25 protein-coding genes, 1 tRNA gene and 2 rRNA genes are annotated in these 25,296 nt (G+C 68.8%); 13 read left to right on the top strand and 15 right to left on the bottom strand.

Translation table 11 applies throughout. The annotated features are described in order from the left end of the window. From C471_RS17835 to C471_RS08205, 3 genes are all read left to right on the top strand, one after another. Positions 1–659, top strand: a 23S ribosomal RNA gene (locus C471_RS17835); the annotation flags it as partial. Between the two features lie 137 nt (positions 660–796). After that, a 5S ribosomal RNA gene (rrf, locus tag C471_RS08200) occupies positions 797–918 on the top strand. Positions 919–1,157: 239 nt separating this feature from the next. Beyond that, positions 1,158–1,233, top strand: a tRNA-Cys gene (locus C471_RS08205). A 62-nt stretch (positions 1,234–1,295) separates the two neighbouring features. On the opposite strand, the gene C471_RS08210 is transcribed toward C471_RS08205, so the two are convergent. Further along, positions 1,296–2,099 (bottom strand): DUF7839 domain-containing protein, encoded by an 804-nt coding sequence (locus tag C471_RS08210; RefSeq protein ID WP_049909136.1) that lies wholly within the window; start codon positions 2,097–2,099, stop codon positions 1,296–1,298. A 304-nt stretch (positions 2,100–2,403) separates the two neighbouring features. Between C471_RS08210 and C471_RS08215 the strand changes: the two genes are divergently transcribed. Together C471_RS08215 and C471_RS08220 are read left to right on the top strand one after the other, a co-directional pair. After that, positions 2,404–3,243, top strand: a complete 840-nt coding sequence (locus C471_RS08215) for a hypothetical protein (protein ID WP_004048052.1) — start codon at positions 2,404–2,406, stop codon at positions 3,241–3,243. Between the two features lie 145 nt (positions 3,244–3,388). Continuing rightward, positions 3,389–3,598: a hypothetical protein gene (locus tag C471_RS08220; RefSeq protein WP_049909139.1), complete on the top strand. Its 210-nt coding sequence runs from the start codon at positions 3,389–3,391 to the stop codon at positions 3,596–3,598. Positions 3,599–3,643: 45 nt separating this feature from the next. Here the strand turns inward: C471_RS08220 and C471_RS17645 are convergent, their stop codons facing one another. Beyond that, the gene (locus tag C471_RS17645) at positions 3,644–3,790 is read right to left on the bottom strand and encodes a hypothetical protein (protein ID WP_169332424.1); all 147 of its coding nucleotides are present in this window, start codon (positions 3,788–3,790) and stop codon (positions 3,644–3,646) included. Positions 3,791–3,956: 166 nt separating this feature from the next. On the opposite strand from C471_RS17645, the gene C471_RS08225 reads away from it, so the two are divergent. Next, positions 3,957–4,571 (top strand): VOC family protein, encoded by a 615-nt coding sequence (locus C471_RS08225; RefSeq protein WP_004048058.1) that lies wholly within the window; start codon positions 3,957–3,959, stop codon positions 4,569–4,571. Next, a complete protein-coding gene (locus C471_RS08230) occupies positions 4,568–5,317 on the top strand; it encodes an alpha/beta hydrolase (protein WP_004048059.1) in 750 nt (249 codons plus the stop codon). The genes C471_RS08225 and C471_RS08230 overlap by 4 nt, the downstream gene beginning before the upstream one ends. A gap of 67 nt (positions 5,318–5,384) precedes the next feature. Here C471_RS08230 and C471_RS08235 read toward each other — a convergent pair whose 3' ends face one another. From C471_RS08235 to C471_RS08250, 4 genes are read right to left on the bottom strand one after another with little or no spacing between them, the layout of a single operon-like run. After that, positions 5,385–7,469 (bottom strand): SpoVR family protein, encoded by a 2,085-nt coding sequence (locus C471_RS08235; RefSeq protein ID WP_004048061.1) that lies wholly within the window; start codon positions 7,467–7,469, stop codon positions 5,385–5,387. Then, entirely contained in the window at positions 7,466–8,848 is a 1,383-nt protein-coding gene (locus C471_RS08240) for a DUF444 family protein (RefSeq protein ID WP_004048062.1), read from the bottom strand. Before C471_RS08240 ends, C471_RS08235 begins: the two co-directional genes overlap by 4 nt. Then, complete coding sequence (locus tag C471_RS08245) at positions 8,839–11,352, bottom strand: PrkA family serine protein kinase (RefSeq protein ID WP_004048064.1); 2,514 nt, start codon at positions 11,350–11,352, stop codon at positions 8,839–8,841. The genes C471_RS08240 and C471_RS08245 overlap by 10 nt, the downstream gene beginning before the upstream one ends. Before the next feature lies 1 nt (position 11,353). Then, positions 11,354–13,429, bottom strand: a complete 2,076-nt coding sequence (locus C471_RS08250) for a PrkA family serine protein kinase (protein WP_004048066.1) — start codon at positions 13,427–13,429, stop codon at positions 11,354–11,356. A 424-nt stretch (positions 13,430–13,853) separates the two neighbouring features. On the opposite strand from C471_RS08250, the gene C471_RS08255 reads away from it, so the two are divergent. After that, complete coding sequence (locus C471_RS08255) at positions 13,854–14,537, top strand: DUF1028 domain-containing protein (RefSeq protein ID WP_004048068.1); 684 nt, start codon at positions 13,854–13,856, stop codon at positions 14,535–14,537. 16 nt (positions 14,538–14,553) lie between these two features. On the opposite strand, the gene C471_RS08260 is transcribed toward C471_RS08255, so the two are convergent. Beyond that, positions 14,554–15,393 (bottom strand): endonuclease/exonuclease/phosphatase family protein, encoded by an 840-nt coding sequence (locus tag C471_RS08260; RefSeq protein WP_004048071.1) that lies wholly within the window; start codon positions 15,391–15,393, stop codon positions 14,554–14,556. A gap of 74 nt (positions 15,394–15,467) precedes the next feature. Beyond that, the gene (locus C471_RS08265; protein ID WP_004048074.1) at positions 15,468–15,950 is read right to left on the bottom strand and encodes an RNA-binding protein; all 483 of its coding nucleotides are present in this window, start codon (positions 15,948–15,950) and stop codon (positions 15,468–15,470) included. Positions 15,951–16,109: 159 nt separating this feature from the next. Between C471_RS08265 and C471_RS08270 the strand changes: the two genes are divergently transcribed. The 3 genes from C471_RS08270 (at position 16,110) to C471_RS08280 (ending at position 17,616) form a co-directional block, all read left to right on the top strand. Beyond that, the gene (locus C471_RS08270; RefSeq protein WP_004048075.1) at positions 16,110–16,715 is read left to right on the top strand and encodes a 2Fe-2S iron-sulfur cluster-binding protein; all 606 of its coding nucleotides are present in this window, start codon (positions 16,110–16,112) and stop codon (positions 16,713–16,715) included. A 101-nt stretch (positions 16,716–16,816) separates the two neighbouring features. Then, a complete protein-coding gene (locus tag C471_RS08275) occupies positions 16,817–17,143 on the top strand; it encodes a hypothetical protein (protein ID WP_004048077.1) in 327 nt (108 codons plus the stop codon). Positions 17,144–17,289: 146 nt separating this feature from the next. Next, entirely contained in the window at positions 17,290–17,616 is a 327-nt protein-coding gene (locus C471_RS08280) for a NifU family protein (protein ID WP_004048079.1), read from the top strand. A gap of 70 nt (positions 17,617–17,686) precedes the next feature. Here the strand turns inward: C471_RS08280 and C471_RS08285 are convergent, their stop codons facing one another. After that, complete coding sequence (locus tag C471_RS08285; RefSeq protein WP_004048081.1) at positions 17,687–19,156, bottom strand: DUF402 domain-containing protein; 1,470 nt, start codon at positions 19,154–19,156, stop codon at positions 17,687–17,689. Beyond that, entirely contained in the window at positions 19,153–19,605 is a 453-nt protein-coding gene (locus C471_RS08290) for a DUF7532 family protein (RefSeq protein WP_004048083.1), read from the bottom strand. Before C471_RS08290 ends, C471_RS08285 begins: the two co-directional genes overlap by 4 nt. Before the next feature lie 127 nt (positions 19,606–19,732). On the opposite strand from C471_RS08290, the gene C471_RS08295 reads away from it, so the two are divergent. Next, positions 19,733–20,743, top strand: a complete 1,011-nt coding sequence (locus tag C471_RS08295; protein ID WP_004048085.1) for a PrsW family intramembrane metalloprotease — start codon at positions 19,733–19,735, stop codon at positions 20,741–20,743. A 62-nt stretch (positions 20,744–20,805) separates the two neighbouring features. On the opposite strand, the gene C471_RS08300 is transcribed toward C471_RS08295, so the two are convergent. The 4 genes from C471_RS08300 to C471_RS08315 form a co-directional block, all read right to left on the bottom strand. Next, a complete protein-coding gene (locus C471_RS08300) occupies positions 20,806–21,786 on the bottom strand; it encodes an ROK family protein (protein WP_004048087.1) in 981 nt (326 codons plus the stop codon). 121 nt (positions 21,787–21,907) lie between these two features. Next, a complete protein-coding gene (locus C471_RS08305) occupies positions 21,908–22,363 on the bottom strand; it encodes a universal stress protein (RefSeq protein ID WP_004048089.1) in 456 nt (151 codons plus the stop codon). A 164-nt stretch (positions 22,364–22,527) separates the two neighbouring features. Further along, positions 22,528–22,911 (bottom strand): DUF5611 family protein, encoded by a 384-nt coding sequence (locus C471_RS08310; RefSeq protein WP_004048090.1) that lies wholly within the window; start codon positions 22,909–22,911, stop codon positions 22,528–22,530. Positions 22,912–23,038: 127 nt separating this feature from the next. Further along, positions 23,039–24,190, bottom strand: coding sequence for a DUF7093 family protein (locus tag C471_RS08315; protein ID WP_004048092.1), 1,152 nt, complete (start codon positions 24,188–24,190; stop codon positions 23,039–23,041). A gap of 235 nt (positions 24,191–24,425) precedes the next feature. Here C471_RS08315 and C471_RS08320 point away from each other — a divergent pair, with 235 nt between their 5' ends. Continuing rightward, entirely contained in the window at positions 24,426–24,740 is a 315-nt protein-coding gene (locus tag C471_RS08320; protein WP_004048094.1) for a 2Fe-2S iron-sulfur cluster-binding protein, read from the top strand. A gap of 189 nt (positions 24,741–24,929) precedes the next feature. Here the strand turns inward: C471_RS08320 and C471_RS08325 are convergent, their stop codons facing one another. Next, positions 24,930–25,124: a cold-shock protein gene (locus tag C471_RS08325; protein ID WP_004048101.1), complete on the bottom strand. Its 195-nt coding sequence runs from the start codon at positions 25,122–25,124 to the stop codon at positions 24,930–24,932. Positions 25,125–25,296: the final 172 nt, after the last annotated feature.

Consider the following 25,296-nt stretch of genomic DNA (forward strand, 5'->3'; position numbering starts at 1 on the left):
CATTGAAATACTACCCGTCGGTGACTGCGACTCTCACTCCGGGAGGAGTACACCGGTAGCCGGGCAGTTTGACTGGGGCGGTACGCGCTCGAAAAGATATCGAGCGCGCCCGAAGATCATCTCAGCCGGGTCGGGAATCCGGCGAAGAGCGCAAGAGCACAAGATGGTCTGACAGTGTCATTCCCAACGAGTGACGCTGACGCGAAAGCGTGGTCTAGCGAACCTACGAGGCTCCGGAATGGGGCCCGTAGATGACAGAAAAGCTACCTTAGGGATAACAGAGTCGTCACCCGCAAGAGCACATATCGACCGGGNGAGGTTGTTCGCCTATTAAAGGAGGTCGTGAGCTGGGTTTAGACCGTCGTGAGACAGGTCGGCTGCTATCTATTGGGGGTGTCAAGGTACTTGACGTGAACGAACGTATAGTACGAGAGGAACTACGTTTGGTCGCCACTGGTGTACCGGTTGTGTGAGAACGCAATGCCGGGTAGCCACGCGACACGGGGTAAGAGCTGAACGCATCTAAGCTCGAAACCCACATGGAAAAGAAGTACCGATGAGGTCACTCGTAGAAGACGAGTTCGATAGACTCGGGATGTACGCACCGAGGCAACGAGGTGTTGAGTCCACGAGCACTAACAGACCGAAGCCACAGTCATACGGCACTGACACCACAGTTCGTATGAGTTCAGGCGGTAACTGGATCGCACATATACACGGTCGGAAGAACCACCGACACAGGCGTCTCTGCCACGGATTGTGGAGAGAGTCTCGGTTCGATTCCGAGAGTCGGCGTAAAGGCGGCCACAGCGGTGGGGCGACACCCGTACCCATTCCGAACACGGAAGTTAAGCCCACCAGCGTACCGGGAAGTACTGGAGTGAGCGATCCTCTGGGAACCGCGGTTCGCCGCCTGCCCATTCATCCGGGAGAATACTCCCATCCAGATTTTCGGCCCACGGACNGTACTGGAGTGAGCGATCCTCTGGGAACCGCGGTTCGCCGCCTGCCCATTCATCCGGGAGAATACTCCCATCCAGATTTTCGGCCCACGGACATCGTGTCCGTGGGCTGTTTTCATGTGTACCGCGTGATAGCGATGCGGCTCACGACCGACCGCTAGGCTTAAACGCTCGACTGCGGTACGTCCGATAAGCGCCAAGGTGGCAGAGTCTGGTCAGACGCAGCGGCCTGCAGAGCCGCCCAACGCCGGTTCAAATCCGGCCCTTGGCTTTCTTTTATCCCGATAGCGACTCGCTTGGCGACGGGAATCTTCGTTGCTGTCCGGTGTCGTCTCAGAAGTCGCCCGCGTCGAGCACTTCGTGCGGGATGTTCTCGTCGCGGAGTCGTGCGGTGTGTTGGGGCAGTTGGTCGGCGGTAACCACCAGTAACACGTCCAGTCCTCGTACCGCGGCTTCGGCGACGGCGTCGGCCGTTCCGAAGCGGATGTCTGGGCGCGTGCCCGCTCGCGCTGCGAGCGCGTACGCCTCGGTCCCGGCGACGGCGAGGAGGCTTTCGGGTGGTCGGGTCGCCGTGAGCACGTTGGGGTCGACCGATGCGCCGTCCGTGACGGCCGGAACGGGGAGCACCGTGACGTATCCGGTGTCGTAATCGACGACGCCTTCGAAGTCGGCGACTCCGACCGCTTCGCCCGCTGAGGCAGTGGTGACGGTGACCGCCGTCGCGGTCCCGCCTGCCGGATTCGCGTGGAGGACGCCGTCGCGCATGACCAGGCCGACGTCGCTCCCCTCGGACACGTCGTCCATCGCGATCGCGGCGTCGACGTCGACGCTGCCGAGCACGTCGGAACTGACGCGGTCGAGGTACGCCTCTAGGTTGTCGGTCCGCGAGATCAGCCAGTCGACGCCTTCTTTCGTCACCGCGTACCGCCCTCGTCCTTCCTTCTCGACGTAGCCGTGTTCGACGAGGTCTCGGACGTAGTCGCTGACGGCCTGCGATGTCACGCCGATCGCTTCGGCGATCTCCGTCTGGCTCACTGCGGGCTGCCGGGCGGCGATCTCCACCATGACCTGATACCGCGTCGCGTCGCGCTTGCTGTCGAGCACTTCTGGTGGTGCCGCTCTGTCGGGATCTGCCATTGCTCCCGTTCGGCGGCGCGCAATTAAAGTGCTGTTGCAGAGGGGGACAGTTGATACCCGTCTCTCGGTCGTTCGACGAATTCGATGAAATCTCCGTTGGTACGGATCAGACTTAGTTGTCTAATTATCGGATCTACTTGTATTCGAGGGTTCTCGTCTGCGATCGACCGGAGGTCTCCCACCGGACGCGGTGTCGCTGTATCGTGTCGACGGTCCGCTTCTGGTTCGCTTCGCGTTTCAGGAGCACGGCTTAGTAACCGTTATACACCGGGTGACCCATGCTGGAACTATGCAACGACGCGCTGTGGCCGTGTACGCCGCGCTCTTCCTTCTCGTTGCGGGCGTGGCCGGTGTGCTCACTGTGACGGCTGAGAGTCCGGAGGTCGCGTTCGAGAATCCTGACTACGAACTGTCCTCCGGTGACACGTTCCAAGTGAACGGCGCGGAGTACGTCGTCGCTGAGATCTCCGAAGTCGAGGAGGGGGGTGGCGGCCACGGTGGTAGTGCCACAACCTCGGTTGTGGCGACGATCGAACGGGAGGTCGCGGTAGAGGAGTCCGAGACTTGGGCGAACGGGTCAACGGTCACGGTCGCCGGCGACGAGTGGCGGGTTGAGATCACCGGTGACGATCCGTCCGCGTTCACGCTCGTCGAGGTACTGGACCGGCAGGCGATCCTCGAGGCCGATGACTCCGCGGACAACGAGACCGTCCAACGCGACGACGGCGAGTACGTCGTAGTCACCGAAAACGGTGAATCGACGCTCGTTCCGGCGGACGAGTACTTCCCGGCTCCCGAGGAGCGATCGTACGCGACGGGCGACTCGTTCGAGTACAGCGGTCAGTCAGTGACCGTCGACCAGGTCACCACTGAACAGGCCGTTATCGTCTGGGAGGGGACCCAAACCAACTCGATCGAGGTCGAACAGGGGGCCACGGTTACGCTCGGCGAGACGAACCTCATCGCGAACTTCCCGGACGCGTCCACGCTGACGATGTCGAGCGACATGGAGGGGTACGAGGCACAGCTCGCGGAGATTGACCAGTTTGAACAGTACAATTCCGGGCTGACGCGAGTGCTGTTCATGTCGCTGATTTCGGTCGTCCTGCTGCTCTCGGCGACGTTCATTCCGTCGCGGTACTGACGCCCGACATCGCCCGATCATCTCCTTCTCCGGTTTCGTTCGCCTATCTCGGTCGGTTTTCTTCCGGGGGGTGACGGGAGTTCGCTGCCCGTGGCGCGCGCAACGCGACCGGAAACGTATATCCGTCGGGCCCGTTACGAGGCGTATGGCCGATACCGCTGAGAAAGTCCGTCAGCTGGCCCCTCACTGGGGAGTAATGTTCGTCGTGATGTTCGTCGTGTTGGCGCTCGTCGAGCGCGTCGTCGGCTCGCTCTCGTTTCTCCCGTCGATGCTGCTCGTGTTCGTCGTCGCGTTCGGCTATCCGGTCGTCGTCCGGACCCTCGGCGTCGCGCCGCCCGTCTGGCAGCGGTCGTAGGCTCCCGGCTCGACGCACTCGCTGCCTCGGTCCGGTCGCTCGCGATCACTCCTCGGCGGAGTCCCGGAACGGGAACGCGAGGCGCTGACCGTAGGTGGCCGAAACGACGCCGAGAACGAACGAGACGACCGCGGCGGCCGCGATCCACAGCATGCTCGGATGTTCGAGGCCGGAATGTAGCAGTGTCTCCATGCCTTACGGTTCGGGCTGTCCGGATTAAGAGGTTCGCTTCGTCGTTGCAACCGCTTCGACGCGGTGTCGCGTCGACGGCCCGGGCGTTCGACCAGATAACACCGATGTCAGCCGGTGGCTTCTCGGTCCCTTTCGCTTTTATCTGTGTCCGTCTCGTATCTGGGGTATGAGCGACGAATCCGCGGCTCCGGTCACGTCGGAGTTGCCCGACGCACCGTTCCACACCACCGGTACCGATCACATCACCGTCTGGGGTAGCAACGAAGACGACACGATCGAGTTCTACCGCGACCTGCTCGGCATGCCGCTCGTGTTGCGCCAGCCGAACCTCGACGACCCCTCGCAGACGCACCTGTTCTTCGACACCGGCGACGGGCGGATCCTGACCTTCTTCGTGAGCGACGATCGGCCCTCCGCGCGCGGCCAGCGCGCCGGCACTGGTGCCGTCCATCACCTCTGTTTCAGCGTCGAGCCCGACGAGTACGAGGAGATCATGGCGGCGTTAGAGGAGGCCGGCAAGGGGTACAACGTGTTCGATCGGGGAATCTTCCACTCCATTTACACCCAGGACAACAACGGACTCGTCATCGAGCTCTCCGCGGACAAGTACGAGATCCCGGATGGCCGCAAGGGAGAGGTGCTCGCGACCGCCCAGCGCCTCCGTGAGGAGGACGGGGCCGACTTCGCGCAGGACCGCCATATGAAGGGCGCTTTAGAGGAGCTCGGCCTTCCGGTGGAGAAGCACGATCTGCCCGACGCGGACGCGGGCGTCGGCGTATGAGCGGGCGCGCTCCGCACGCGGGCGGCGACCCTCACGCGGACGAACAGCTCGTGACCGCCGGTACCGACGTCGAGTCGGCGGACGCCGCCGTCGTCCTCGTTCACGGTCGCGGCGCGACCGCGCGCAGTATCCTCGAGTTCGGGGCAGAGGTCGCGGGCGACGTCGACGCCGCGCTGTCGCCGGCGGCTTCGCCGCCGGCTGTCAGAGAGACCTCCGGTCTCTCACTACTCGCGCCGCAGGCGGCGGCGAACACGTGGTACCCGAACTCCTTCCTCGCGCCCGTCGCGGACAACGAGCCCGGTCGGAGTTCCGGCCTGCGGGCGGTCGGTCGCGCGGTCGAGACCGCCACGGACGCGGGAATTCCGACCGAACGAGTCCTCGTCGGCGGCTTCTCACAGGGCGCCTGCCTCGCGAGCGAGTTCGTCGCGCGGAATCCGACCCGATACGGCGGGCTCGCAGTCCTGAGCGGCGGGCTGATCGGTGAGTCGATCGACCTCGACGACTACGTCTCCCACGCGGTGGCCGCGGTCGACGGCGACCCCGCCGACGCGCTCGCGGGGACGCCGGCGTTCCTCGGGTGTAGCGACGTCGACCCTCACATTCCCGAGGAGCGGGTCCACGAGACCGTCGAGGTGCTGGAGGCGCTCGGCGCGGACGTGGACGAGCGGATCTACGAGGGGATGGGTCACGGGATCAACGAAGAGGAGACGGACGCCGTCGCCGCGCTGGTCGCGGACCTAGCGTAGGACCGCGGTCGCCCGCGGATTTTCGGGACGTGGCCGCTCGCGACCTGTCCCCTTTTTCGCCCGCTCCTCACGCCAGCCAGTCGTCGGGCTTCGTGTCGTAGTCGACCTCGTCGGCCGCGATCCGCTCTTTGATCTCCGGATCGAGGTCGTGTGCGGTCACCTCGCCGCCGTCGTACTGGAACCGCACGCCGACCTCTTCGCCCTTCGGCTCGGTGCCCCGCCGCTTGGCGCGGCGGATCGCCTCGTCGGAGTACTCCACGCGGATCGTCGCGAGGTTCACCGGCCGTCCCCACAGCTCGAAGACGCGCTCCAAGGTCGCCTTCGCCGACTCCTCGTCGAGGGCGACCCCGTTGTACTGGTGGCCGAGAAGGAGCTCCCCCCGGTTCCGGAAGTTACCGTCGAGCACGACGACCGTCGGCTTCCCGAAGTTCGTGAACCGCAGGAGGAGCTTCTTCCGCACGTCGTCGGCGTCGACGCTGGCGACGCGGTGCTGTTCGGTCGCCCGGCTGTACTCGTAGGTGAAGTAGTTCCCCTCGCGCACGAACTCGTCGGTGAGGAACGCGTCGATGAACGTCACGTCGTTGTGACTTTCGCGGACCTCTAACATCCGATCCCAGCCCGCCGCGCGGTCCACGTCGGCGAGCGCCTCGTCGACGGTCGCGTACCGGTCGATGTCGAACATGTACCGCGCCCGCTCGGTAAGGGTCTCCCGCGAGACGTTCCGGAGGGCGCCCCGGTGTTCCGGTCGCGAGAGGACGTAGTGGCGCTCCGCGAGCCCCTCGCGCGTGAGGAGCTTCCACGGATACCGCTCGATGTCCGGGCCGTCGTCGGGATCTGACTCCCAGTCGCCGTCAGTTTCTGGGGGCCCTTCGCTCCGGGCCGACAGCGCCCGGTCGATCGCCTCGGCGTCGACGCGCGGGTCGCCGTCGGCGGCGAGCTCGGCCAACTCGTCCAGCGTCGCCGGCCCCGCCCCGGCGATCGCGGGATGCGGTTCGAGCGCGTCGGCGACCTCGTCGAGGTCGACCCGCGAGTGGAAGTTCTCGGGCGTTACTCCCTCCACGCGGAGCAGCTTGTCGATCACGTCGCGGCGGGCCGCCCGGAGCTCCACGTGGCTCCACAGCTCGAACCCGAGCTTGTAGGGGTTGATCCCCGGCGACCCGAGCACCCGGGACATGTGGTCGGCGTACGTGAGGAACTCGTCGGGGCCGGCGAACCCCTCGCCGCCCATCATGACGGATTCCCAATACGTCGCCCACCCCTCGTTCATCACCTTCGTCTGCTTTTGCCCGGCGAAGTAGTACGCCTCCTCGCGGAGCGCGTCGATGACGGTCGTCTCCCACGGCTCGCGGTCGACGGACTTCCCGCTCTCGGGATCGTAGCGCTTCCCGTGGTCGCGCAGGAACGCGAGCACGTCCGGGCGCGGCTCCTCCGGCTCGACGCCCTCGCCCCTGGCTTCGAGCCACTCGTCGTCGAACACGTCGCGGCGCACCTCCTCGGAGAGGTCCAGCTCCGCGATCCGCTCTTCGATCGCCGCGAGCGGGTCCTCGTCCGGGTCGTTCACGTCCTCGGCGATTCCCGGCTCCTCGACCGACCGCGCGGCGTCGACCGGGCTGTGCTGGTCGATCGTGTCCTCTAACGCGGTCACGGCGTCGATCAGGCGCTCGACCTCGTCGCGATCGACCGCCGGGCGGTCGGCGATCGCCGCGATCCGGTCGGCGTTGCGCTCCAGCCGCGCCGCGGCGTTCGGGCCGTCCTCGCCCCGGTCGGCGTACAGCCCGAACCAGCGGTTGTTCGCGAAGAAGTCGGCGTGGGCCTCGACGTGGGTGATCACCGCCTTCTGGTCGGCCGCCGAGTTCGACTCCTGGAGGAACGCGTGGCTCGGGTCGTCGTTGTTGACGATCTCGAACGCCTTCCCGAGCCCGTGGCGGTCCTTCTTGCGCTGCCGCTCGTAGTTCATCCCCCAGCGCCAGTGGGGGTACCGCCGCTGGAAGCCGCCGTACGCGATCAGCTCGTTCATCTCGTCGTGGTCGACCACCCAGTACCGCACCGGATACGGCTCCAACCCGAGCCGCTCCGCGAGCTGGCGGGCCTCGGCGGCGGGCTCGTCGAGCGACGCCGCCTCGCGTTTCGCCTCCACGCGCTCGTCTCTCATCGGTTCTCACCCCCGTCGGTCCGTCCCCGAGCCGCCTCGCCGGCGGTCGCGCCGCCGTCGCCGTCCGCCTCCGTGCTGAGGATCTCGTAGATGGCGTCGGTCACGTCGTCGGGCTCCGAGACGCGCGCGACGGCCACGTTGTCCGCGTCGCCGAACGCCTCCTCCACCTCGTCGGCGTGGCGCGCGTTCGGCGCGGCGCCGCCGGGTTGGGTCTCCACGTACGCGTGGAGGTTGGCGTCGATCGACTCCATCAGCGGGATCACCGCGTCCGTCGTGTCGCTGCCGGCGTTCTCGGAGTCGCCGGCGGCGAACACGTAGCGGTTCCACTCGCTGTAGGGGTACTCTTCGAGTATCTCCGCGACCAGCTCGTAGGCGCTGGAGATCCGGGTGCCCCCGCCCGACTGGACCCCGAAGAACTCCTCGCGGTCGACCTCCCACGCCTCCGCGTCGTGGACGACGTAGCGGAACTCCGCGGCGTCGTACTTCCCGGTCAGGTACCAGTCCATCGGGGTGAACACGCGCTCGACCAGCTCGCGCTTCGTCTCGCGCATCGAGCCGGAGGCGTCCCGGACGTTCACCACGACGACGTTGCGCTCGCGCTTCTCGATCACCTCGGGGTGGCGGAACCGCTCGTCCTCCCGGCGGAAGGGGACGCTGTCGAGCCCCTCTCGGCGGATCCGCTGCGTGACGGGCTCGCGGTCGACCGCGTCGTCGAGGGCATCGAAGCTCTCCCAGCGGTCGAGCGCCGCCACCGGTTCGCCGTGCTCCGCGGCGAGGGTCGCGGCGGCGTCGGCGATCCACGCCCGCGAGACGGGAATCCCCTCGTCGCGCGCCCACGCGAAGGCGTCGTCCACGCCGGCGCCGGCGACGAACAGGCCCTCGCGGACGTACTCGTCGTCGAAGTCGGTCGCGAGGTGGCGCTTCAGCCCGCGCTTGAAGAACTCGTCGACGTCGAGGGTGCCCCGGGGGCCGGCGCGGGCGGTGTCGGTGAAGTCGCCCTCCACCTCCTCGACCACGCGTTTCCCCTTCGGTTCGAGGTCGAGCCCCAGCTCCTCGTCGAGCTCGCGCGCGAACTCCTCCGGGTCCATCTCGTAGTACTCGTGCTCGCCGCCCTCCTCGCCGGGATCGCCCTCCTCGTCGCCGTCGGGTTCGGGCTCGACCGGCTGGCCGGGCTGCGGCTGGCCGTCCTGTCCCTGTCCGACGCCGCCGGCCTCCCGTTGGTCGTACTCGAACTCCGGGAGGTCGACGATCTTGACGGGGATCCGGACCCGGTCGGGGTCGGAGCCCCCCAGGTCGCCGTGGCTGATGAACTCCGCGAGGTCCTCGCGGCGCTCCTCGCCCACCTCGCGGAATCGCTCGCGGTCCTCGGTCAGTCCCACGTCCGACCACCTCCGTTCCGATCGCCGCGACCGTCGCCCGGTAGGTCCGAGTCGCGCGACTCGTCCGGGTCGCCGTCGGCGGTCAGGTCAGCCCACTCGTCGCGAACGCTCCGCATCACGGCGCGGCTCGTCAACTCGGCGGAGGCGGGGCTGTACCCTCGGTCCACCAGTCGCGCTATCGTCGACTCCTTCGCGCGCTCCGTCTCGGTGTCGGCGGGCGGGTCGGCCCACTCGGCGGGGTCCAGGTCCGGGAACCGCCGCTTCACGTCCGCGAGGTCGTTCGACTCCAACACCGCCTTCAGCTCCGGGATCTCGCCGAGCTCGACGTCGTCGACGCTGAACGCGTCGCCGCGGTTCCGCCACGCGTACCGGGTGAGCGCGCGGATCACCCGCTCGCGCCGGAACGTCGCGACCGCCTCGCCGGGGTCGGTCCCGCGGTAGTCGTCCTCGTCGAACCGGCCGAGCGTCTCCGTCTCGAACACCTTCATCGCGAGCGCGTCCGGCTCCTCGGGGCCGCGCTCGGTCTCGACCGGCTCGTCGGCGTCCCACGCGTACACGTGCTCGACGTACTCGGCCACGGTCTCCTCCGGGACGGTCTCCGCCGCGAGGACCGCGTCGACCACGTCCGCCCGCTGGCGCTCGCGCACGCGCTCGGCGACGGGGGACTTCCGGCTCTCGAACTCCGCGACCTCCGACCGAGAGAACACCGGCGCCTCGGAGAGCCCCTCGGCCATCGCGTCGAGCACGTCCGTCGGCGTGACCACCCTCTCGACCGGAAGCTCCGGGTGGCTTCGGTCGGTGTCCGACCCGAGCAGCTCCGCGACCGCGTCGCGGACGTAGGTGACCGGGACGCCGTTCCGGCCGTCGCCGTCGCCGAACTCGACGTCGTCGACCGTGACCCGCTCCTCCTCGCCGCCCCGGTCGCGCCGGATCTCGCCGGTCTCGTACAGCTCCGCCTTCTCGACGAGGTCGATCCCCGACGGCAGATCGTCGGTGTCGAGCCGCGTGACGACCGCGTACAGCGCGGCCGCCCCGACCGCGTGGGGCGCGAGCTCGCGCTCGGTGACGCCGCCGTCGCCGTCGCGGACCCCGATCGTGAGGGCCGCGGCGCCGGGCTCGATCGCGGGATCCCGTGTCGGGCCGTCGCCGGACCCGGGCGGATCGCCTGCGGCGCTCGGTCCGGCGGGACCGGGGGCGCCGCCGCGCCCGCGCGCTTCGTCCCCGTCCCCGTCTCCCTCGACCCCGTCGACCGTCGGCACGCCCCGCGGCCCGCCGACCTCGCGGCGCAGCAGCTCCGCCTCCAGCCGCCGGTTCGTGAGGTAGCGGAACTCGTGGCGGGTGAGGCGGCGCTTCAGCGCCTTCAGCGGGTCCGCCCCCTCGCGCTCGGCGTGGCGGTCGAGCTCGGCGTCGAGGTCGGGGTTCGAGATGACGATCAGCTGGGTGTCCAGATCCATCCCGATCCCCTTGTCGAGCTTCACGCGCCGCTCGTCGGGCACGTTGAGGAGCCGGCGGAGGAGGTCGGCGTGCTGGCTGGCGTCCTCGACGACCGTCGCGACCCCGTTGCCCTGCGAGAGCACGCCGTCGTAGCTGAACGCCTGCGGGTTCTTCCGGCCGCGCGAGTCGAGTTCGCGGAGCATCCCGCCCATCCACGAGCCGACGAGCCGCTCCTTCGGGCTCCCGTCGTCCTCGGCGTGAAGCACGCCGATCCCCTCGCCCACGTCGACGACGTAGCTCGTCACGCGGAGGTGGTCGCGGTCGGTGATCGCCGAGAACAGGTCCCGGCGCCCCTCGTCGCGGTACACCGACTCCAGGTGGTCGTACGCCTCGCGACTGAACGGGTCCAGATCCACGTCGGCCGCGATCGGGTAGGCGTCGTCGTCGACGGCCTCCGCGATCGACTCTCTGACCGCCTCGGGGAACACCGAGAGGGGATGCGTCTGGACGGGGCTCCGGTACCACGCCCCGGCGTCGCCGCCGTCCCCGTAGGAGAGCGACGTGCCGCTCCCCCCACCCCCGGCGCCGACGCCGCTCCCGGCGCCGGTGACGTTCCACTCGACGGTGTAGCGCCGCCCCGCCTCGGTCTTCGAGAACTCCCGGAGGCCGTTCACCAGACACCGCTTGAACTCCGACTTCCCGGTGGCCGTGGGGCCGTCGATCCAGACTATCGTCTCGTCGTTGCCGCGTCCCGCGGCGGCGGCTCGGAGGTCGTCGACGAACGCGTTGAGCGCGGCGGTGTTGCCCAACACGGCGTGTTCGCCGTCGTTGAACGGGTCGTCGAAGAACCGGTAGCGCTCCAGCCGCTCGCCGCGCTCGCGGACCTCGCGGGTGCCCTGCGACTCGACGGCGGCGAGGAGGTACCGCGCCCCGGAGGCGGCCGCGGTCGGGTTCTCCAACACCCGGTCGACGTACTCCTCGATGCTCATCGGCGGGTCGTACGCCCCCCGGAGCGTCTCGTCGGCGTCGCGGACGAACGCGTCCCCGTCCGGCGTGTCGCGTTCGGTCATCTCAGTCCTCGTCGTCTTCGATTTCGGAGCGGGCGACGGCCGCGCCCGCGTACTCTAACACCTCGGCGGCGCCGTCCTCGGAGTAGCCGCGGTCGACGAGGGCGTCGACCCACGCGCTGCGCTCCTCGTCGTCGAGGTCGGTCGCGGAGACCAGCGCCGAGAAGTTGATGTTGTGCTTCTTGTCCTCCCAGAGCTTGCGCTCCAGGGCGCGCCGGAGGCGATCGTTCTCCCGCGGGTCGAAGCCGCGGCCCTCGCGCGCGCGCCTGGAGACCCAGTTCGACACCTCCTGCCGGAAGTCGTCCTTGCGGTCGGAGGGCACGTCCAGCTGCTCTTCGACCGCGCGCAGGAACGTCTCGTCCGGCTCGGTCTCTCTCCCCGTCAGCTCGTCGTCGACGGTGTCGTCGTCGATGTACGCCATCACGTGGTCCATGTACTTCTCCCCCTGTCGGCGGAGCTCGTCCACGTCGTACGCCAACGCGTGCCGCACGTCCTCGATGGCGCGCTCGCGGTACTCCTCGCGAACCGTCTCCAAGAGCCGCTCGTAGCGGTCGAGGTCCGACTCCGCGATCGAGCCGTGGCCGCTGAGGTTCGCCTCGAAGTGGTCGAAGACGGACAGCGGTGAGAGGTAGCCGCGGTCGCGGTGGGTGGCGTCCATGATCGCCTCGGCGATCTCGTCGCCGACGAACCGTGCGGAGATGCCGTCCATCCCCTCGCCCACGTCGGCGGACTCGGCGGCGTCCTCGCGGAGCTTCCGGCGGTCGATCTCCTCGTCTTCTAACTCGCCGTTGTACACCTTCGCCTTGTCGAGGAGGCTCACCGTCTCGTCGGTCGGCTCCTCCAAGCGGGTGAGCACGCCGAAGAGCCCGGCCATCTCCAGGGCGTGCGGCTCGACGTGGACGTTGGGCACGTCGGCGTTGTCGAGCATCTTCTCGTAGATCTCCGCCTCGCTGTCGTACTCCAACACGTAGGGGTAGTCGATCCGCTTGGTGCGGTCGTTGAACGCCTCCATCTTCTCGTCGCCGGTCTTCTCGCGGTACTCCGGCATGTTCGTCCGGCCGACGATCACCTGATCGATGTCGATCCGCGGGTTGTTCTTCGGCTTGATCGTCGACTCCTGGGAGGCGTGGAGGAAGTCGTAGAGGAACTCTCGCTGGAGCTTCAACAGCTCCTCCCCGGAGAACAGCCCGCGGTTGGCGTTGCAGAACGCCCCGGCGTAGTCGAACGCGCGCGGGTCGGACTCGCCGTAGACGGCGAGCTTCGCGTAGTTGACGTCGCCGGTGAGCTCGGTCTCGTCCTGGTTCTTCTTGTCCTTCGGCTCGAACGTCTCGATACACTCCCGGCGGTTCTCGTCGGCGACGAGCCGGACGACCTCGACGTGCTCGTCGAGGACGCGCTCCAAGTCGTCGTCGTAGTGCGCGAGCAGCTCGTTCAGGTAGAACTCCGAGGCCGGGTCCGGGTGTTGGTCGTTCCGGAGGGTGTAGGGGGCGTCGAGCCGCTCGTTGATCTCGTCGATCACGCCCTCGCGCTGTTCGCGCGGGATGAGCACGAGCGGGTCCTGATTCATCGGCGAGCGGACCACGTCGTCGCCGGGGTCCTGGTCGTCGATCACGGAACAGAGGTCCACCCAGCGGAAGGTGTACATCCGGCCGGCCTCCTCGCGGGTGTACGCCTCGAAGTACCGGCGGACCAGCCAGTCGAAGTGCGACTTGCCGGACCCGACGGGGCCCAAGAGGAGCTTGATCCGCTTTTCGGGGCCGAGCCCGCGCGCGCCGGATTTCACCTTGTTGACGAACTCGTGGATCGCCTCGTGGACCTCCCGGCCGTAGAAGACGTTCTCGCCGTCGTGAAGCGGGTCGTCCGCGGCGAGTCCGTACTCGACGACGCCCCGTTCCTCGTCGTACCGGGTCCCGTAGTGGTCGAACATGTCCGCGACGCGCTGGTGGGCGTTCCGCGCGATCAGCGGCTCCTCGTACAGCGCGTCGAGGTACCAGTCGAACGAGCGGGGCTCCCGGAGGTCGTCCGGGACGTTCGTCCGGTACTCCTCGCTGAGCCGTTCGAGCGTGTGTCGGTTTGGCATTGTATCACGTCGCTCGGACGGGCGGAGCCCCGACGATCGGGACGCGGTCGATCGCGACTCGCGGTCGACCGCCGCCGTTCCGCGTCGGAGAGCAGCGCGGCTCTCCGTGCCGGAACGACGGCCTGTCGAGCCGCGAACGCCGCTGTCGTCGAGGGCGACCCGACGCGGGTCACTGTTTCGCCCGTAACCGAGGCTATATGTATGGGAGGGATTCTCACTCATAAGTGTGTCGGGTGTTTACATGCACCACGACATCGTGGACCCCTTCGCGGCCTGCGGGTTTCCATCCACGAGACGGCCGTAACCGGCACGTAGCGGGCATAAAACGGGGATGTGTGACACGCGGTCGGCGGTGATGGCGGTCGGAACCGGAAACGGCGCCTCCGGGGCGCAGTCTTTTGCCGGTCGCTCTCCCACGACCGGTGTGACGTTCAGCATCTGCGTTCGCGAGCGGTACACGGACGACGACGGCGGCGACCAGGTCCGATACGGCGTGGCGGTGACCACGCGCCTGCCCGGGGTCGGGACGCTGTGTCCGTTCGCGTCGGCGGACGGCGCGGTGGCGACCCAGTCGCTCGTCAACGTCGAGTTGGGTCGGAAGGGGATCGAGTACCTCGGGGACGGGCTCGCGGTCGACGACGCCTTAGAGGCCCTCCTGAACGCCGACGAGGGGAAGCCTCAGCGCCAGCTCCACGGCGTCGACGCCGACGGGACCTTCGCGTTCTCCGGCGAGGAGTGCAACGACTGGTACGGCCACGCCGTCGGCGAGAACTACACGGTCGCGGGCAACCTGCTGACGGGCGAGGACGTGATCGAAGACACCGCGGCCGCCTACGAGTCGGACGCCCACGGCGACGCCCCGCTCGCCGAGCGGCTGATCGACGCGCTCGCGGCGGGCCACGCCGCCGGCGGCGACAAGCGAGAGGACCTGGCGGTCCAGTCCGCGGCGCTGCAGGTGACGAACACGGAGGAAGAGACCGACGATCCGTACTACAACGACCTCCGCGTCGACGCGAGCGAGACCCCCGTGGTCGACCTCCGCGAGACGTACGAGACGGCCAAGCGCGGCTACGAGACGGTGATGGAGAAGTACGCGGACGGGACGTAGCGACCGCCGCCGTCTTTTATACCTCCAATCGCGCGAGGATCGGCAGGTGATCGGAGGGGTACCGCCCGCGGTCGTCGCGGTCGGTGAGGGTCGCGAACGCCTCGACGCCGACCTCCGACGAGACGAGCGCGTGGTCGATCCGGCGCCCGTCGATCAGCCGTGCGAAGTCGGTGAGACTCGTCTCCGGGCCGTGTCGGAGGTCCGCGATCGCGGCCGCGTCGCGGAGCGTGAGTCTGTCGTCGTCTATCGGACCGCTCGCGTTTCCCTCCGGATCGCCGCCGACGAGAATACGGTGCGGGTCGGACCCCGGCGTGCAGTTGAGGTCGCCGACGAGCACGACGGGGATCGTCTCGTCGGGGGCGTCGGTGTCCGGTCCCGCCAGCTCCGGGAGTCGCTCCCGGAGCAACCGCGCCGACTCGCGGCGCGCGCCCGCGCTGACGTGGTCGAAGTGGGTGTTGACGACGAGGAGCGCGATGTCGTCGTCGACCGCTCGGACGCGCGCCCACGTCGCGATCCGCGGGTGGGCGGCGTCCCAGTCAGTCGACGGCTCGGCGGGCGTCTCGGAGAGCCAGAACGTGTCGCTGTCGGCGATCTGCCACCGGTCGGTCCGGGCCGCGATCGGACACCCTTCGCCCTCGTCGTCGGCCTCGCGTCCCCGCCCGACGAACTCGTAGTTCGGGAGCCGCTCGCGGAGCTCCTCGCGCTGGTCGGGCAGCGGCTCCTGAAAGGCGGCGATCTCGGGACGGTGAAAGCGGACGAGCCGCCCGACGGCGTCCCGGCGATCGTGCCACGCGTCGTGGTGATCGCCCCGGTTGGCGTAGCGGACGTTGTAGCTCAGCACCCGGATCGCGGTCATTGTCGTAGGGGTCACAGCCGAGGCGATTAAAAGGGAGGGAACGGGACGGCGGCTCCCTCCCGCCCGAACCGCTCCTACGCCGAGAACTCGTACAGCTCGTCGCCGACGTGGTGGATCGACTCGACGACCTTCCCGCTGTCACCGGCCATCTCGTCGCCGTCGACCAGCGCGCGGCCGACCGCGAGCACCTTCCCGTGGGTCTCCTCGGCGACCACGACGAGGTCGCCCTCGCGGATCGCCGAGTCGGCCTCGACGATGCCGGGGCGCATCACGTCGGCGCCGTCGGAGACGAACGAGATGGCGCCCGCGTCGACCGTGACGATCCCCGTCTCCGGTTCGTAGTCGTTCGCGCCCCGGACGGTGAGGAACGGTTCGTCGTCGTCGACGTAGAACACCGCCGGCTCGCCGTCGACCAACACGAGCTCGTAGTTCGCGTCCACGAACTCGACGAACTCGAAGGTGTCCCCGTCGATGTCGACGCCGAGGTGGTCTGCGACCGCCTCCCGGATCGCCGTGATGTCGTCGCTCCGGAGGTGGTGCCGCGATTTCACTTCCATGCGGGTCCAGTCGACCGCTCGGCCGATAAATGGACCGTTCCGCGGCGTGGTCGTCGGGGGTCGACGCCCCGTCGCCCCGGACCGACGCCCGCCACCGCACCCTCTCACGCAGTTGGACCGATCAAAACGGCCTTAAACCACCTCTTCTAATCCGTTCGTATGCTCAATCCGCTTATCACGACGATCGCGAACGCGCCGGCGATCGTCCTCGCGGTGATCGCGACGCTGCTCGTCGTCCTCGTCACCTCGCTGAAGGGGACGGGTTGGGAGCCCGCGACGGACATCTCGGACGAGGTACTGCAAAAACGCGCCGCCGCCGTGCCCGAGACCGAGTTCCCCGAGCCCGGAAACCGCTCGATCGGCGGCGGTGGCGGCGGCGGCGGGGCGATCCCGGCCGGCGGCGAGGGCGAGGAGGGTGAACTGGAGGACGGCGAGGCCGGCGGCTCCGGTCCCGGTGACATCCCCGAAGACGAGGTCGAGTACTTCGAGGTCGAGTTCGTCAAGCAGGGCGAGACCGTCGAGCTCTCCAACGACGAACCCATCCTCGAACAGGGCGAAGACGAGGGCTGGGACCTCCCGTACGCCTGTCGACAGGGCCAGTGCGTCTCCTGTGCCGGTCGGATCGCCGACGGCCCCTCCGAGGACTTCGTCGAGCACGACAACCAGCAGATGCTCGAAGACGCCGAAATCGACGACGGCTACACCCTGACCTGCGTCGCGTACCCCCGCGACTCCTTCAGCATCGAGACGGGCGAGGCGCCGTAGCGGGCCGGGCGCGCTCCGCGGTCCTTCCTCTCTCCGCTTTTCAATTCGGATCTCTCGTCCGCTCGCGACACCCTTTTTCGCCTCTCGGCCGAACGAGCCGTATGTCCGTCACCACGGTTCTCGGCGCCGGGATCGCTGCGCTTCTCGCCGCGATCGCGGCCGGACTCGTCTACCGCGACGCCGAGGCGGTCGGCGTCGACCTCGGATCGCCGCTCCTGTGGGCCGGTTTCGTCCTCGTCACGTCGGCCGTCGCCGCGACGACCGTCCTCATCGTCCCCGACGCGCCGATTCCCGGCGTGCTCGTGATCGCGTCGCTGGGGCCGCTTCTCTACCTCCTCGAACGCGACGACTCGATGCACGGCGACGGCCCGGCGGACCCGACGCGACTGCCGAACGACGGGGATGACCCGGACCGCCCGGACGAGTGAGTGCGGTCGCTCGCGCGACCGCCCGGACGGGCGACCGCGAAACTCGTCCCGATTCCGGCCGGATCGACGATGACACAGTTCCTTTCTCGCTTTCTCCGTGCTCGCAAACCGCAAGCTTCCATAGGCTCGGCCGAGAAGAAGAGGTAATGAGCGACGAGAGCCTCGCGGACCGGGTCGAGGAGTGGATGGTCGGACAGATGCCGATCATCCAGATGCACGGCGGCACGAGCGTCGTGCGCGAGGCGGACGCCGAGACCGGCGAGGTCGTCGTCGAGCTCGGAGGCACCTGCTCCGGGTGCGGCATCTCGAACATCACCGCCGACAACATCCGCCGCGACCTGATCATGGACTTCGACGAGGTGGAGAACGTGACGGTGCGAACCGCCTCCTCCGGCGATCAGGGCGCCTCCACGGTCGAGGGCGGCCGCGGCGGCGAGCTGAAACACGAGACCGAGTCCGCGAACCACTTCTGAGACCGGCCCGGTCCGCCCGGCTCTTCTCTCCGTGTGACGTCTCTCGTTCCCCTCTCAGTCTCCCCGACCTTCAGAGCGCGTTCTCCAGCGCCGACGCCACGCTCCGGGCCTTCTCCGCGAGCGGTTCCGGCACGTCGCCGGCCGTCTCCGCCTCCCGCAGCTCGTCGTCGTCGACGCGCTCGACGGTCCCGTCGGAGTGTTTCACCACGTCGACGTGGAGGTCCACGTAGCGCGCGGCGTCCGGGAACACCTCGACCGGAGTGCAGACGTTGACGTAGGTGCCGCGCACCGTCCCGTCGCGCCCGCGGTACGTCGTCGGGTACCACCACCGGCCCTCCTTCAGGCTGGTCTCCGCCACGTCGCCGGCCTCGCGGGGCACGTCCAGCCCGTCGTAGGTGCCGCCGCCGGTCATCTCGCGCTCGACCGAGACCGAGCCGTCGGCGTCGACCGCGGTCACCGTTGCCTCGCCCAGCGTGATCAGCCGCCCGTCGGGCTTGCCGTGTTCGAGCCGGAGCGCGTCGCCCTCGGCCGGGCCGAACGCGTCCGCCACGACGCCGAACGGGAACGCGGCGTCCGCCTCGGGCTCGCAGAGCGCCTCCGCGAGGTCGACCCCCGCGGACGCGTCCGCCGACCCGGCCTTCACGCGGTGGTGGCCCGGCATCGTCGCGGTCGCCCCGCGGCGGCGGTCGTCGAGGCCGAACCGGCTCTCGCGGCCGAACCACACCCAGACCCCGGCGTTCGGGCGCGTCAGCGGCTCCTCGCGGACGAGGCCTCCCCCGTCGAGGACGCCGACGCCCCCGGCCGCGTCGACGGCGGCGTCGAGTCCCTCCGCGGCCGCGACAGCCCGGTCGAGCCCGGCCTCAAGCTCTCCGGTGTCCGCATCGACGGCGGGGGGCTTCCAGACCGCGCGCCACCCCTCAGGCGGCTCCAACCCGAGCAGGTCGAGCATCCCCGAGAGCTCTCTGGCGGCCTCGTCGTTCCGCACGTCGACGCGCGTGCCCGAGCCCGGTTCGAGCGCGACGAGCCCGCCGCCCGCCCGTAGCGACCCGTCCAGCTCGGGGCGGCGGTCCGTCCACGGCGCGGCGGACTCGCGGACCTGTACCCGCACCGGATCGCCCGCCTCGACCCGGTCGTCGACGCTTCCGAACGGGAGGTACCCCTCGGCGGTGGCGTCGCCGTCGGAGTCGTCGCCGTCGGAGTCGTCGCCGACGCGGAGTCGTACGACAGCTCCGCCGCCGAGCGTCTCCGTCACCGTCCCGTCGAGGACGGTCCCGGGCGGAGTCGGGTCGGTCCACGCCAGCGCGTCGAGCCCCGCGTCGGTCAGGAGGTCGCGGAGAGGCCCCACCGCGTCCGGGTCGCCGTGCGCGCCGACGCCCTGCCGGTCCCCCGTCGTCGCGATCCGTGCGTCGGGCGGTTCGCTTCCGAACTCGGCGTCGAAGCGCCGCCGGATCGGCGCTGAGGCGTCGACGACCTCGTGCCCCTCGTCGAGGAGGGCCTGCGTGAGCGCCGTCGCGTAGATGCCGCGCACGCGGACGTTCATAGCTCGTCGGGATCGCGCGCGAACCGGACGCGGTCGTGAACGGTCGCGCCGAGCGAGAGTTCGACGAGGACGGGGGTCTCGTCGTCGCGCTCGTCGCCGCCTGTCTCCCCGTCGCCCTCGATCTCACTGTCGCCGCCTCCCGCCTCCGCGGTCCGCAGCACCCGCCCGCCCTCGACCGGGACCCCCCAGCCGTCGAGCGAGAGGTAGCCGCGGAGGTCGCTCCCGTGGGTGAACAGATCCGCGTCGGCGGTCGCGTGCTCCTGTACCTCGGCGGTGCTGTGGGCCATCTCCATGTCGGAGTAGTAGGGTCCCGCCGGCTCGAAGAACTCTCGGAGGCGGTCGGCGTCCTCGTCGACCAGCTCGGCGACCCGGTCGGAGGCCGCCGCGATCGCGTCCGCGTCGAGCCCCGCCTCGCGGAGGGCTCGCTGGGTCCGTGAATCGAAGTGCATACCGCCCTTTCGGTCGCCGCGGTTTCAATCCTGTCGGCCTCCGTCGAGCGCGACGCGACCGAACCGTCGCCCGATCGCGCTCCGAATCCCGCCACGGCTTAAGTTCCCCCGGTCCCAATCCGGCGGCATGCCATCTCGGTCGGACCCGGTCGAGTCACGCGCCGACGACGACCGTGACCTCTACGACATCGCCACGTGGGAGGAGCGCACCTCTCTCGACGGGCTCTCCGTTGCCCTGCACTGGCTCATCACCCGGTCGGCGAAGGCGCTCGTCGTCTTCGTCGCGCTTCTCGGGCTCCTCGCGATCCTCGGATCCTTCGGGCTCGGGCTCGTCTTCGACCCGGCGGTCGCGATGCTGGTCGGTCTCTCGGCGGTCCCGGCGCTCGGGCTCGCCGCGTACGTGTACGTCTCGGACGTGACCACTGCGGAACCGCTCTCCCTTCTGGTTGCGACGTTCCTGCTGTCGATCCTGACCGCCACGTTCGCGGCGATCCTCAACAGCGTCGCGCAGCCGTACTTCGACCCGTTCGGCTTCCCCGGGCTCGTCGTCTTCTTCTTCGTGATCGTCGGTCCGATCGAGGAGTCGGTGAAGCTGCTCGCGGTCCGGCTGTACGCGTACACCGACGACCGGTTTGACGCGGTCATCGACGGCGCTGTGTACGGCGCCATCGCCGGGCTCGGCTTCGCCGTGATCGAGAACCTGGTGTACATCGCGCAGAACGTCGAGATGTCCGAGCTGACCCTCGGGATCGCCGTCCTCGGCGCCGGCGACGGAATCGCGGCGCTGCGCGCGCTCGCCGGACCCGGCCACGTCGTCTACTCGGCGTTCGCGGGGTACTACCTCGGGCTCGCGAAGTTCAACCCGGAGAACCGCGGGCCGATCATCGTCAAGGGGCTCGTCATCGCCACCACGATCCACGCGCTGTACAACACGCTGGTCGGACCGGTCACGGCGGTGCTCTCGCTGGCGACCGGGCTCCCGCAGCTCGTCGCCCTGTTCCTCTTCGTGATCCTGTTTCAGGGTGCGTTCGGGTACGTCCTCGTACGGAAGCTCCGCAGGTACCGGGACGCGTACGTCGAAACGCGTGACGCGGTCGACCCGGCGGTCGAGCCGGAGATGACCGAGTTTGAGGACTGATCGGGGCTGCTGCCGACCCGTCGATCCGTCTCCCCGCCTCTCTCCCCCTGCCGACCCGCCGCTTACCCCGGCGGCGACTCCACCTGCGACCGGTCGCCCGTCCCGCCGGTGAGCGCGCTCGCGAGCGCCCCCTTTACCACCACCTCGTCGCCGAGTTCGGTGAGCCGCACCTCGGGGACGTTGATGAACACCATGTCGGCGAGCTTCTCGCGGATCGGGTCGAGCACCCGATCGGGGTTGTTGAGCGCCACCGCGCCGCCGACGCTCACGACCAGCGGTGCGTACGCGTGGATGACGTTGGCGACGCCCATCGCGTTCCAGTGGGCGACCTGGTCGATCACGTGATCGGCGAAGGTGTCCTCGCCGGCCGCCGCGAACACGTCCACCGCGGAGAAGTCGGGATCCTCGATCGGGAGGGAGGTATCGATCGGGTCCTCCGCGTGGAGTTCGCGGGCGTACTTCGGGATGTTGTTGCCCGAGCAGTACCCCTCCCAGTGGCCGTCGAGGCCGCATCCGCAGGTCATGAACCCATGCGGGTCGACGGTCATGTGACCGACCTCGCCGGCGTTTCCGTCCCACCCCGAGAGCACGTTACCGTCGACGGCGACCCCGGCGCCGATCCCCGAGGAGATGGTGAGATACACCATGTCGTCGGGGTTGCGCTCGGAGTGGAATCGCTCGCCGATGACGCCCGCGATGGTGTCGTTGTGGAGGTGGACCTCGTCGGTCTCCAACAGCTGCGAGACCGGGCCCACCAGGGGGATCCGTTCGACGGTGTCCGGGAGATTCGCCGGGCCCTGCACGACGCCGGCGGCCAGATCGAGGGGCCCGATCGAGCCGATTCCGGCCGCGACGACCGCGGTCGGGTCGATCCCTGCGGCCTCGCACGCGCCGCGGACCACGCCGAGAACGGCCTCGGTGACCGCGATCCCGTTCGGCCCGCGCGGGGTCCCTCGCGAGTCCGATCCGAGGACGGTCGCGGTCTCGTCGCCGACGACCGCCCGGACGTTGGTCGCTCCGAGGTCGACGCCCACGTAGTACATCGGGTAAACCCGCGGACCGGTATCACTTAAGCGGGACGCTTCAGGGGAACATCCGCCGGGACGCACCCCCTCTGTCTCGCAAACAGCCGGCGATTCAGGGAGGTAACAGGAGAGTGCGCGATTACGACGCCGAGCGCACGAACGTCACCGGACACGGCGACGAGAGGATGACCTCTTGGGCGACGCTCCCGAAGACGGCCTTCCCGGTCGGCGACCGGCGGCGCCCGCCGACGACGACGCGGTCGGCGCCGATCTCCGACGCCGCCTCGACGACCTCGTCGGCGTGGTCGCCGACTGCGCCACGGACCGAGTGCGACACGCCGGCCTCGGTGAGCGCCTTCGAAAGCGCCCGCGTGGTCGTGTGCCGCTCGGCGACGGCGTCGGGGGTCGACCCCTCGCTCGCCTCGTCGACGCCCAGTCGCGACCTGACCTCGTCGAACTCCTCGTCGGTGAACACGTGGGTCAACACGACTTCCGCGCCCGCGGGCTCGGCCACCGCGACGGCCTCTTCCGCGAGCCGCTCGGTCCGCTCGTCGTCTTCCGTTCCGACCGCTAGCATGACTGTCTCGATGCTCATACCTTCCCTTCGCCCCCTGACGGCTTAAACCCTCCGAATAATTAACTCGATTCTGAATAAACTTTCTCGCCGATCGATCCTGACACACGTCCGATCGGCGGCGCCGCCGCTCTCGACGCGTCGAACCCGTCGAAAAGCGGAAGCGAAGCGGGCGGACCTATCAGTCAGTAGTCGGGCGCGTCGTCCTCGACTTCCCGCTTCAGCGAGTCGCGCCGGGACTTCGCGTCGCGGCCCGTCGCCTCCAGCAGGAACTCGTTTTTCGCGTCGACCGCGTCGGCGGCGGCGTCGGCGTTTCCTTCCGCGATCACGTCCTCTGCGGGGCGTTCCTCGAAGTGGACCGCGAGCTTGTCCTTCTTGCTGCCGTACTCGGCGGCGCCGGCGACGATGCGGTCGAACACGGGGTTGTCGGGGTCCTCGACGACGTACAGTTCGTGGCCCTGCCACTCCTCCGTGCCGGTGACGTCGCCGAAGTACTCCTCGATGGAGCCCTTCAGGTCGGGCATACGGTCGTCCAGATGCTCGCCGCGGCGCATCTTGTACTCCTTCATGCCGCGTTCGTTCGACAGGGGGCCGTAAACCAGTTTCGTCACGGGGTCTTCGACCGGTTCGCAGGCAGATCGAGATCGCTGATCAGGCGACGGCTCGGGGAGGAGAAAACTCGTGAGCGCTCCGGGCTCAGATCGCTCGCTCGTCGACGTATCCGCGCTTGCACTCCGGACAGATGTCGCCCGCGCGCATCGAGTTGCCGTCGGCCGAGCGGGTCATCTCGCACTCGGGGCAGTAGTACTCCGTCGTCACCTCGGAGCTCGACGTTTCGAGATCCGGGCTCTCGCCGCGAGTGATTCCGACGCCCTCGTCGGCTGTACCGCCGGCTCCGGCCGCACCGCTCGCCTCGCCCGCGGACTGCGCCGGCGCCTCGACGTACTCCGCGTCCTCGTCGTCGGCCGACGAATCGGCGGTCTCGGGCGTGAGTCCACCGCCGAACTCCACGTCGCCCGCGTCGCCCTCGCCGATCTCGGCGCTGAACCCCTCGTCCTCGCCGCCGTGTTCGGGCCACGGGGTCGTCGCTCCGGCCCCCTCCTCCGACTCGTCCACGTCCGGCCACGCACCGCGCTCGCGGTCGTCCGCGGATTCGCCCTCCTCGTCGAGGATCACGCCGTCGTCGGTCTCCGCGCGCTCCTCGTCGGGGAGCGTCTCCGCCTCCGTCTCCGTCGTCTCAGCCTCCGGGTACGCCGCGTACTCGCCCTCGTCGCGTTCGAGGCCGCTCTCGGCGCCCTCGTCACCGCTCTCGGGCCCCTCGCCCGCGCCCGACTGTCCGTCGTCGATCAGCTCCGCCCCGCCGCCCTCGGCGGCCGCGTCAGCCTCCACGTCCGCTTCCGCTCCCGCCGTCGACGCGGCCGGATCGCTCGGGTCGCTCCGCTCCGCCCCCGCGGTCGCCGCGTCGGCCGTGTTCGGTTCTACGGAGCCGCCGGTCGCGTCGTCGTCGATGATCACGGCGTCGTCGGTATCGGTGTCACCGCCGAGCCCGGCGGTCCCCGTGCCCGCCGTCCCCGAGTCGACTCCGGTCTCGACGCCGTCGGGGCCCGCTGGTCCGTCGCTCGCGGGCGCGGGATCCGCCGTTGTATCCCGCCCCGCGGCGGTGGCCTCGTCGGTCAGTTGCTCCATCGTCGTGACCTCGGTGTTCTCGCTGACCACCTGCGTCTCGCCACAGCGAGCGCAGGTTTTCACCTCGGTGACGGTGGTGACGACCTCGCTCCCGTCCTCCTCGCGCTCGCGCCGTAGTTCGGGCTCGCCGAAGTTATGCCCGAGCAGACACCTGAGTCCCATTATGCCCATCCTGCGGTGCCGAAGGTAAAAAACGCCCCGTCCGGCGTCTGACGCCCGGCGCACGTCGTCTCCGCACGCGATCGCTCCGCTGCGGTTCCCTCCGGTGCGCGCTGCGTCTCTCTCCGGTACGCGCTGCGTCTCTCTCCGGTACGCGCTGCGGCTCCCCCCGGTGCGCGGTCGTCCCGCCGCGCCACCCAGATTCTTTGTGGATCGGTCACGTACAGTTCCGTCGTCCATGCCGACCGTATCCTACCAAGGCGAGGAGATCGAGTGCGAGAAGGGCGCCGTGTTACGCGACGTGTTGGAGGAGGCCGGCCTCTCCGTGTACAACGGCAAGATGAAGCAGCTCAACTGCCGGGGCGCGGGCTCGTGTGGCTCCTGTGCGGTCCAGGTCGACGGCGAGGTCAGCGAGCCCGGCAAAAAGGAGACGGCTCGCCTCTGGCTCCCGCCGCACCACCCGAGCCACGACGTGCGCCTCGCGTGTCAGACCCGCGTCGAGGGCGACGTCGAGGTGACGAAGGGGCGCGGGCTCTTCGGTCAACACATCTGATTCGGCCGTCGGCTCCCGCTTCGTCGCCGTCGCTCGTCGCCAGCTCGACCGATCGACGGCCGCAGCGGCGCTCAGTGTCGTAATAAGAACCCGCGTCGGACGTGAATCCGGGAGCGGGCAGAAGTCTCGTTGTCGCGTGTCAGAGTCGCGTTCGGCGTCAGCCGGACCGACCCACCGTATCGGATCGGCTTACTGCCGAACGACGTTGGACGCGCGCGGCCCCTTGGGCGAGGACTCGATGTCGAACTCGAGCTCCTGGCCCTCTTCGAGGTCCGGCCCTTCGACGTCTTCCATGTGGAAGAACACGTCGTCGTCAGCGTCGTCAGTCTCAATAAATCCGTAGCCGCCAGTGTCGTTGAAGAAATCAACCTTTCCGGTCGCCATTGCATCCTAACGGACGCCACGTTAGGACATAAGGATTGCGAGTGTACAGTTACCACGGGTGTAGCCGAACGTTTGTCCTTCTCAATCGGTGGTTATCGAGACGATCGATGACCGTCCGTCCGGACTCGTCTCGTCCTGCCGACCGTACGGTTGGTTCTGCGATCGCACTGCC

This window comes from Halorubrum saccharovorum DSM 1137 (assembly GCF_000337915.1).
Classification (GTDB): domain Archaea; phylum Halobacteriota; class Halobacteria; order Halobacteriales; family Haloferacaceae; genus Halorubrum; species Halorubrum saccharovorum.